The following is a 9708-nucleotide window of genomic DNA, read 5'->3' as shown; positions in this document are numbered from 1 at the left end:
CCGCCCGCATCGGAAGCTCTCCATTGATGGRGCGAAGGCCTCGACCGCTAAGGCTGTTAAAGGGCCAACTCCCGGAATCGTCTGTAGCCGCTTGGCCGCGTCAGTTTCAGCCGCCAGCGCTTTGATCTTCTTTGTCCGTATATTGATACGCTCAGTTTTCTCAGCGATCTGTGCCARTAGATCTCGGCATTCCTCCCGCATCAAAACGGGCAAATCGCTGTTAAGCTCATCAAGAATGTCCGCAATCCTGCAGAGCTGATTTATGCCTTGGGGGACAACATGACCATATTCATAGAGCGCCGCCCTTACGGCATTGACCAGTTCCGTGCGTTGATGAACCAGCCGTTCTCTTCCGCGAAATAGAATCGCCCTGCTTTGCTGCTCTTCCGACTTTGGATCAACAAACCGCATCTCTGGTCGTTGAGCCGCAATTTACGATCGCTTCAGCGTCAGCGGCATCATTTTTTCTGTCGCTTCACGAACGGCTTAACATAGTGTGGTGCGATAAGTTTGACCTCGTGGCCAAGCCGGATCATTTCCCGGGCCCAATAATGCGCACTGCCACATGCTTCCATCACGATCACCGCCGACGGTTGCGCTGCCATAAATGCGGCGAAGGCTGAACGCGGAATCTTTTTCCGAAACTTGGGTTGGCCTGTCATTGACGCTGCATGAAGCTGAAACACGGACTTTGCCAAGTCCACGCCGATCATTGTATCTTTTGACACGATTGCCGTCCTTTCCGCTCAGTGGTCCTAATTCCACTATCCTGGCACATCTCAGTGCCGTCTGGGGAGGGCGGCAACCACCCCATCTCGTTCGCAGCCCGCCCGGTGCGATCAATCTTGCACGGACCGTTTCAGCTATACGCGCCGCGCGGTCGGGCGATGCCAGGCGGGTGAACAGCGGATAGGTAGTGGCAGCGGTTAACCCGTCTCGAATACGCCCGGTTTGAGTATCGAAGTCACCGTACCGACCTTCGCGTTCGTTCCACAGCCATCGTTCGATCGCCGCGCGCCTGCGATCGGCCGCCTGATTGAAGCGATCGTCGCAATTACGCCTGGCATCTTTGCAACGCTTGGCAATCGCACGCTCAAGCCCATAGAGGAGACTGTTGAGATCGACCGGGATGATCGCTGTCGTATCGATGGTCGAACGCGTGCGACCATCGGCAAACCAGCGCGACGAAAAATCCCACCCGCTCTCTGCACCGGCGCGCAGATGGCGGTATACCTCCGTCGCAGGACGGCTACTCGTGCGAGCGGTCTTGACGTCCTCGCGATAGCTCTCATCGCGCGGGGTGCTTCTGTCATCCCAATAGCGGTTGAGCGTCGAACCGTCAGGAAGCGTTTGGACACGACCACCTTGCATCCAATAAGCATGTTCAACGAGCAAGGCATCCAGCCGCTGCGATTGCACCTGCACGTCGTCCTCTGTCGAAAGGTCCATCATCAGGTACAGGAAGGGGGGTTGCGACCGGCTCAAATAATAGCTGCGGGCTCCATTGGGCACATGGCCGTGGCTTTCCACCAGCCGGACGAACCCGTTGACCATTCCTTGGATCAAATCATCGCGCCGATCGATCTTCAGGCCGAGCATCGTAAAATAGCTGTCCCAATAATATATCTCGCGAAATCGACCGCCCGGAACGACATGACGGCCCTCAAACGCCAGTGCGGAAGACCCCGCGACCGGCACCACAGGCGGCCGCGCGAGTTGGTCCCAGAGGCTCTGGATATGTTCGATCAATGGTTTCGCCGCCTTTATGGATTGACCGGGATCGTTGGCCCCTTCCAGCGGAACAATGAAATTTCGTTCGACGAAAGCGCGCAAGGCTGCGTCGTCCCGAGGCGGATTTGCATGATAGTGCCGCACTATCTCCTCCGCAGGACGGCGGGGCACGGCATCGACGAAGCTCTTGCCGTCGGCAAAGATGCGGCGCAGCTGCACATGCTTAAAGAGCGAGCCATAAAGATCGGCGGGCGATGCAATGGATTCGCTGACACTAGGCGCGGCGACAGCCGCCGACTGCCCGCCAGCATCTGTCTGCAAGGAAGAGCAACCGCTTGCAGCCAACCCGGCGAAAATACTCAGCCGCCATATAAGGCTTTACGCACCGCCCATTGATTCCCTGTATATCACGGCTTGGAATCCTTCGTGGAAGCCGCCAATTCCATGCCAATGATGAAAGGCATTTCGGCTATCGATGAACACTGTTTTAGCAGGCGTCACTTCTAGGGGATAGTCTTCGCTTTATCTTCGAAGCCATCTTCTTGCGCAGGTACCGATGCAGGGTTTATGGGAGTGGTGCTCAAGGCAAGGCACTGCTTGTCATGCCCCGTGCGCATCTTTCATGCCGTGGTACGAAGTTCAACCGTGCCGGGCTCCAAACCATCGGCGGTCGCCACGACCTCCAAATGCCCCGCCCCTTTGCCTCGAACGAGAGCGACGGCCATACCGTTCTGCGCGTGACGATCCGGCGAGGGAAAGGGAGTATGATCGACCGAGGAGCCATTGTCGGTTGCAATGAGGTTTCCCATACCTTTGACCGCAAAATGCAGGCGATGGGTGGCGGAAGGTACTGTTGTGCCCCGTGCATCGACTATCCGGGCCCGAATATAGGTCATGTCGTCGAAGCTCGAACCGATGACAGCCGCATCCGGTTGCAAGGTGATGCGGACTGGCTTCCCCGCTGTCCGCAATATGTCCGTAACGGCGGCATCGCCGGGATCGCGGCATGTGGCGCGCACTTCGCCTGGGACATAACGTACAACCCATCGGCGCGGTGAGGCATCTTGATTAATCGGCAGCGTACCCAACGAACGACCATTCAGGAAGGCTTCGACCTGTCGGCAATTGCTATAGACCTCGATCGTTTCATCGTGCTGGCCTTGATCGTCCGGCGTCCAGTCGTCGAACAAGGCGACCTTCGGCTTGGGTGTCGCCACGGCAATCATGGTCGGTAGGACCGGCTGGTTTGGTCCTCCTGCACCGTCTGTCGCAGGACCGGATGCCGCCGGATCGGCATTGCGTACGACATGCACGACCGGCCGTGCCGACCACCAGCTTTCTCGTTCCATGCCGCTGATCTTTTGTCGGCCCGTACGGTCCAGAAGCCCGGCTGGACTCTGGATGTTGGGCCAGCCGGACCGGTTCGCCTCACCCAGATAATCGATGCCCGTCCATAAAAACATGCCCGAAAAGGGCGGATAGTCGCGCACGGGCACCCAGTTGCTGCGGTTGTGCCCATTTTCCGTGCCAACGATGCTCCGCTTTGGATTTTGCCGGCTCGCCGCGATGAGTTCGTTCTCACGATAATTTTGGCCTACCACATCCAGCATATCGCTAGGCCGTTTTCATAATCCTTGGTGACGTTCGGGCGGAACAGCGCCATCGTTACCGGCCGTGAAGGATCTGCCGCATGCACGATGTCGAGAATGCTGCGAAGCGCTGCCTTGGCCTGTACCGGATAGGCGGTGTCGTGAATCTCATTGCCTGCGCTCCACAGGACGATGCTGGGATGGTTGCGATCGCGGCGAACCATGTCGAGCGTGTCGCGCTTGTGCCAATCGCCAAAGAACAGGTGATAATCCTCCGGCGTCTTCGCGACATTCCACTGGTCGAACAATTCATCCATCACGACCAGTCCTAGTTCGTCGGTCAGGTCGAGAAATTCGGGGCTGGGAACATTGTGTGCGGTGCGGATGGCATTGACACCCTGCGCCTTTAAAGTGGTCAGGCGCTGGCGCCAGACGGCAAGCGGAACAGCGGCGCCAACGGCACCACCGTCATGGTGGAGAGCAACGCCCTTTAGCTTGAAGTTGCGGCCATTAAGCCAGAAGCCCGTCGCAGGATCGAACCGGGCGTCGCGAACGCCGAAGCGTACATCCTCATTGTCCAGAATAGTGCCATCGACGGCTATCACGCGGATGGCGGCGCGATAAAGCGCGGGATCGTCTATGTCCCAACGCTGTGGATTAGGTAACGCGATGGCGGCGGGGATGATGGCGATACGGCCTGCGGCGACGCTGGTAACTGGCGTCGTTGTGCGCGCAACTTCCCGTCCATCAGGGGCTGTCACAACCACTTGAACCTTGACACCCCTCGCTGCAGCGGACGCATTCTGGACATCTGTCGCGACCGCAATAGTCGCCTGACTATCGCCAATCTTAACTGCTCGCAGATAGGCACCGCCTTGTGGAATGTGGATGTTATCCGTTTCAATCAAACGGACGTGCCGATAGATACCCGCGCCGGTGTACCAACGGGACGAAGGGGCGGCGGACGTATCCGCCCGCACCGCGATGATGTTGCGCCCGTCCGCGCGGAGGTGACGCGTCAGTTCGTAGCGCTGCCCAACATATCCCATCGGTCTATGTCCGATATGATGCCCGTTCACCCAGACGCCGCTACGCTCCATGATGCCGTCAAATTCTATGAAGTAGCGTCGGCCCGGCTGCGGCTTCAGATTCATTAGCTTGCGATACCAAGCAACCCCGTTTGGCAGGAAGCCATTCTCGCCCGCCGCCTTGGCCTTCTGATCGAAGGGGCCTGCGATCGCCCAATCATGTGGCACGGATACAATCTGCCATGCCGTATCGTCCAAAGTCTGTGTTTCGGCACCCTCGGGATCCCCTTGAAGAAAGCGCCAGCCGTCTGGCAGCGGGGTCAATGTACGAGGAGCGGCCATGGCCGTACCGATAGACGCCAAGCTCGCGACCATCGCGCACTTGATCAACAAACTTATGGTAGATGCCCTGTGCGTGTTGTCATGTGACGGAGAGAAATTAGATACGCCGGTGCGTATGCTGCATTTTTTCTGCATGCACATATCCTCTCTTGCGACCATCGGCCGTTCGTATCTGAAGGCCGCACGATTCACGCCATGCCACAACTCCGATGTCCGTCACTAACTTACCGAATATCCCACTATTTGCAACCTCATCTCAAAATGGTGAACTGATAGGGCATATGTCCAATCCGCCGGCCTCATATGGTGGAACACCGGCGCGATGTCGGGCTGGAGAAGAGGTAGCATCCACCCCATCAGTTCCGTGCCTATTGATGTAGGCCGCATTCAGCGGGTTAAGTGGATTTCCTACCCAAAGAGCACCCGACGCCGGGTTGAGCGGATCGACTTCTCGCACCATGCCAGAACGACCATAGCGCTTACGCCTCCGCTCCAAATATTCTGCAGCGCCGTCATTTAAACCACATCGCGCTGTCGCCAGGCTGGCTTTGAAAACGCCGTCGACAGGATGAACACTGTCCAAAGGATTTGATATCCCTATCAACGCCGAGCGGATCGATCCCAGCCTAGGTACGCAGGATGATTGCGGGCAGCCTGTCAATCATCCCTTGAAAAAGAGTGTCAACGTTCATGGACAGGGGGCTTTCGATATTCCAATCCTGCATTCAGGCCGCCTTGAGCCGCTCTGAGACCGTCCTACTTGCGAGGTCGACTGCGGCTTTTGCCGCATCAAACCTATCCTGGTCGATGAAATCCGGTGCGGATACGACGAGGCCGATACTACCGATCACGATATCTTCCGCATCGAATACCGGTGCGGAAATGCCCATGAGACCGGGATCCAGCTCGCCCTTGGTCGCCAGCACGCGATGCTTGCGCAACTCGCGGACCGACCGTTTGAACGTTTCCCAATCGTCGCCAAGCCCAGACATCCGCACCTCGTCCGGGTCGCTGTCGTAAAATTTGCGAAGCGGGCGGGACTTGAGATTTGCCAATATGCATTTCGATGCCGCGCCGCGTGTGAGCAGCATGGGGCGACCGCGTTCATAACTGATTGCGAAACTGGGTGGCCGGACCACGCATTGATCAACACACATGACTTTCAGGCGGTAGATGCGACACAGCAACCCGATGGCATCGCCGTCAACACCAGCCGTCAGCGTTTTAAGCGCATCCTGTGCTGCATTGCTCAACAGGTCGAACCGACGGGTCACTCGGTCCAGTTCGATGATGGCCGGACCCACCATGTAACGCCCGCCTTTTTCGCTGACCAACAAGCCGGCATCGACGAGGCTGCGCACATAATGATAGGCGGTACTGCCAGAGAGACCTAGTTCCAAAGCTACGGCCTCGACAGTCCATTCAGGGCTATCGACCGTAAAGAGACCGAGTATTGATAAGACGCGATCGGCAGTAGCCATGCCTGTTTATCCCTATGCACACCACCACCCGGTTGCATGCCGGGCGAACCGCTCCCTCCTTAATGTCTGACAAGCAATGGGGGCAAGGCGGGATAACGCCCTGCCCCGATCTGCGCTATGAAGACAACTGCCGGTCTTCTACATTTAATTGAATTTGAAACTGGCGCGGACCCCATAGGTGCGTGGAGCGCGCAGGATTCCAAGCTGGAAGGCTGGCCTGACCCATGCTATGGGAGCGTTAACACGCACCATAGCGGGCGGTTTGGCATGGCGGGGATCAAGATGAACAGAATAGCGGCACTATGCCTGGCAGGTCTGACACCTTTGCTGATCGTGCCGATCGCCTTGGCGCAGCATCAACCTGCTGTTCCGCTCACCCCACAAGTGGACAATAGTCGGCCAGACTGGGAAAATCCGGCTGTGTTCGAGCGCGGCAAGGAGCCCGCACGCGCCACTGGCTTTCCGTTCGAGGATAGCGCGCGCGCTCTTGCAGGCGACCGCACAGCATCCCGTCGCTTCCTCTCCCTCAATGGCCAATGGCAGTTTCATTTCTCGCCCAATGTCGATGGAGCCCCGGCGGACTTTTTCCGTGACGATTTCGACATGGCGGGATGGAAGAGCATCCGCGTACCCGCCGACTGGCAGGCCGAAGGTTATGACCAGGCGCGCTACAATAATATCACCTACCCCTTCCCGGCGAACCGCCCGCTCATCCCGCATGACCGCAACCCGGTAGGATCTTATCGACGCGATATCGACGTGCCTGCAGACTGGGCGGGCCAGGACGTGTTGTTGCACATCGGCGCTGCGGGGTCGGCCTATTATGTCTGGGTGAACGGGCAGCAGGTCGGCTATAGCGAAGACAGCAAGCTGCCGTCCGAATTCAACGTCTCGCGCTTCCTGCGGCCGGGCAGGAATAGCATTGCGATCCGCATCTATCGCTGGTCGGACGGCTCCTATCTAGAGGATCAGGATTTCTGGCGCGTGTCGGGGATCGAGCGCGAAGTGTTCCTGATGGCGGCCCCAAAGACCCGCATCCGCGATTTCGCCGTGCGCGCCGGACTGACCCAGGATTGGCGCGACGGAACGCTGGATATCAGCGCGAAAATAACGCCCGGCACAAAGCCGATGTCGGTGCGCGCTACTTTGCTGGAGGGCCAACAAACGTTGCGCGCCGGAGCATATCTGTGTCTCCAAGCAAGAACGAGCAGACGGTTCGGCTTGGCGATCAGCTGCCGCAGGTGCGCGCATGGTCGGCGGAAACGCCCAACCTCTATACGCTGCTGCTTGAGTTATTGGATGACAAGGGCGCGGTCGTGCAGGCAACAGCCCAGCGCATCGGTTTTCGCGATGTCGCGATCCGCGACGGGCAGCTAATGGTCAATGGTAGGCCGATCATGATCCGCGGCGTCAACCGCCACGAGCATGATCCCGATACATTCCATGTCATTTCGATGGCGTCGATGCGGCGCGACATGGAGATGATGAAGCGTAACAATGTCAACGCCGTACGCACGTCGCATTATCCCAACGACCCGCGCTGGTATGACCTGGCCGACGAATATGGCCTCTATGTCATGGACGAGGCGAACATCGAATCTCATGCCTATATGGAGATGGGCTGGAAGGGCGAAGCAGAGCGCAAACTTTATCAGACCGGCTATGATCCGGCTTGGGACGCCGCCCATGTCTCGCGCGTCGTCAACATGATCGAACGCGACAAGAACCATCCGTCGATCATCTTCTGGTCATTGGGCAATGAAGCGGGGATAGGCCCGGCATTCGAAAAAGCGGCGGCGGAAGCGCGGCGACGCGACCCAACGCGGCTGATCAACTATCTGGGCTGGGGCACGCTGACCGAGCCGAAGCCCAATGCCTATGCCGATATCTTTGCGCCGATGTATTATAGCGTCGATCAGACGATCGCCTATGCCCGCGACCCGCGCTTCACCCAACCGCTGATCCAATGCGAATATGCCCATGTGCAAGGCAATAGCGGTGGCAATCTGGCCGACTATTGGGACGCCATCTACGCCCATCGCAAATTGCAAGGCGGCTTCGTGTGGGACTGGGTGGACCAGTCCATGCATGCCCGCGACGAGAATGGAGAGCCATATTGGGGCACGGGTGGCATTTATGGTCCCAATCCGGGCGGGGATATCGAATTTGGCGATGGGCTGATCCAGCCCGACCGGACCCCCAATCCGCATCTGTTCGAACTGCATAAAGTCTATCAGCCGATCGCCTTCCGCGTCGATGACTTGGCGAGCGGGCGGTTCACGGTCATCAACCGCCATGATTTCCGCAACCTGGCCGACTTCGATCTGGGCTGGATATTGCTGGAAGACGGGATCGAGGTAGCGCGTGGTGCTATCCCCTCCCCCACAGTCGCCCCGCGATCGGAGGCCGCGATCACCGCCGCCCTGTCACAAGCGCGCAAGGCAGGCCGTGAATATGTCGTGACGCTGACCGCGCGCGCGCGTGGCGGCGCGGTGCCGCTGGTTCCGGCGGGGCATCTGGTTGCCTGGGACCAGTTCGTCGTGCCGGGTGCCGTGATGGCGCAAGCGCCGGTCACTGGCGGGCCAGTCAGCGTCACCGATGACAAGGCCAGCATCGTCCTGGCGGCGGCGGGGTCTGACCTGACGATCTACCGCGCGACAGGGTTGATCGACTATCGCAAGGACGGCCGCAACATTCTGTCTGGCGGGGCGCCCCATTTCTACCGCGCGCTGATCGACAACGACATCGGCACTGGCGTCGCACGCACCCATGCGATGTGGAAGACGGCGTCGGAGAAGCGCGTCGTCGAAGCGGTGACGGTGGACCGGGCGAACAAGGGCAGCATCGCCGTCAATGTTCGTTTCAGCGTCGGCGATGGCGTAGCGCGGTTCGAAAACCGCTATGTCCTACGCGGTGATGGTCAGGTTACGGTGGAGGCGCAGTTTACGCCGTTGCAGCCGGACCTGCCCGATCCGTTCCGCATTGGCCTTGCCTATCGCATGCCGTCTGCATTCAAGACCGTCGAATGGTATGGCAAGGGGCCGCATGAAAGCTATGCCGACCGCCAGAGCGGTGCGGCGCTGGGCCGCTGGACCGGCGCGATCGCCGATCAGCACCATGATTATATGCGGCCCCAGGAGACCGGCAATAAAGTCGGGGTGCGCTGGCTGAAGGTCGGCGGCGCCAATTTGCCCTCCCTTACCGTCAAGGGCCAGGAGCCGCTGTCCGCCAATGTGCTGGCCTTCCCCTATGACGACCTGGCGCGGCGGCCACCCGGCACATGGCGGAGCAGCGATATAGAACCGCATGGCGAGGTCACGCTGTTGATAGACAAGGTGCAAAGCGGGGTCGGTGGCACTGACAGTTGGAGCCCGCTCGGTCGGCCGCTGGAACAATATCGCATTCCCGTGACGCCGCAGCGCTATGGCTTTACGCTATCGACCGATGCGGGGGATGTGGCTGCCAAGGGCGCGCAACCCGCTACCGCAACGGGGACGCCGATCCTATTCTAAGGCGAAGGGGTGCGGTACCATAATG

General features: G+C 59.0%; 6 protein-coding genes and 2 pseudogenes. 3 read left to right on the top strand and 5 right to left on the bottom strand.

Annotated elements, in window-relative coordinates:
• The 4 genes and pseudogenes from BF95_RS28350 to BF95_RS27475 form a co-directional block, all read right to left on the bottom strand.
• Window positions 1-411: pseudogene (locus BF95_RS28350) on the bottom strand (IS110 family transposase); the annotation flags it as partial.
• 75 nt (window positions 412-486) lie between these two features.
• Window positions 487-2052, bottom strand: a complete 1566-nt coding sequence (locus BF95_RS17465; protein ID WP_051520086.1) for a trehalase family glycosidase — start codon at window positions 2050-2052, stop codon at window positions 487-489.
• A 299-nt stretch (window positions 2053-2351) separates the two neighbouring features.
• Window positions 2352-3341, bottom strand: a complete 990-nt coding sequence (locus tag BF95_RS27480) for a DUF4982 domain-containing protein (RefSeq protein WP_152542788.1) — start codon at window positions 3339-3341, stop codon at window positions 2352-2354.
• On the bottom strand, window positions 3326-4690 hold the full coding sequence (locus BF95_RS27475) for a glycoside hydrolase family 2 TIM barrel-domain containing protein (protein WP_161774334.1): 1365 nt from the start codon (window positions 4688-4690) through the stop codon (window positions 3326-3328). The genes BF95_RS27480 and BF95_RS27475 overlap by 16 nt, the downstream gene beginning before the upstream one ends.
• Here BF95_RS27475 and BF95_RS27910 point away from each other — a divergent pair.
• Window positions 4689-4913, top strand: coding sequence for a hypothetical protein (locus BF95_RS27910; protein ID WP_161774331.1), 225 nt, complete (start codon window positions 4689-4691; stop codon window positions 4911-4913). The two genes, BF95_RS27475 and BF95_RS27910, sit on opposite strands and share 2 nt — an antisense overlap.
• Window positions 4914-5415: 502 nt before the next feature.
• Here BF95_RS27910 and BF95_RS17455 read toward each other — a convergent pair.
• A complete protein-coding gene (locus tag BF95_RS17455) occupies window positions 5416-6171 on the bottom strand; it encodes an IclR family transcriptional regulator (protein ID WP_043152971.1) in 756 nt (251 codons plus the stop codon).
• 117 nt (window positions 6172-6288) lie between these two features.
• Here BF95_RS17455 and BF95_RS29465 point away from each other — a divergent pair.
• Window positions 6289-7137 (top strand): annotated as a pseudogene (locus BF95_RS29465) (sugar-binding domain-containing protein); the annotation flags it as partial.
• A gap of 107 nt (window positions 7138-7244) precedes the next feature.
• On the top strand, window positions 7245-9683 hold the full coding sequence (locus BF95_RS17450; RefSeq protein WP_235209833.1) for a glycoside hydrolase family 2 TIM barrel-domain containing protein: 2439 nt from the start codon (window positions 7245-7247) through the stop codon (window positions 9681-9683).
• Window positions 9684-9708: the final 25 nt, after the last annotated feature.

Source organism: Sphingobium sp. Ant17 (genome assembly GCF_000588875.1).
In the GTDB taxonomy this organism is placed as follows: domain Bacteria; phylum Pseudomonadota; class Alphaproteobacteria; order Sphingomonadales; family Sphingomonadaceae; genus Sphingobium.
Note: the sequence above shows the minus strand (reverse complement) of the source record. Positions and strands in the feature narration are given on the sequence as shown.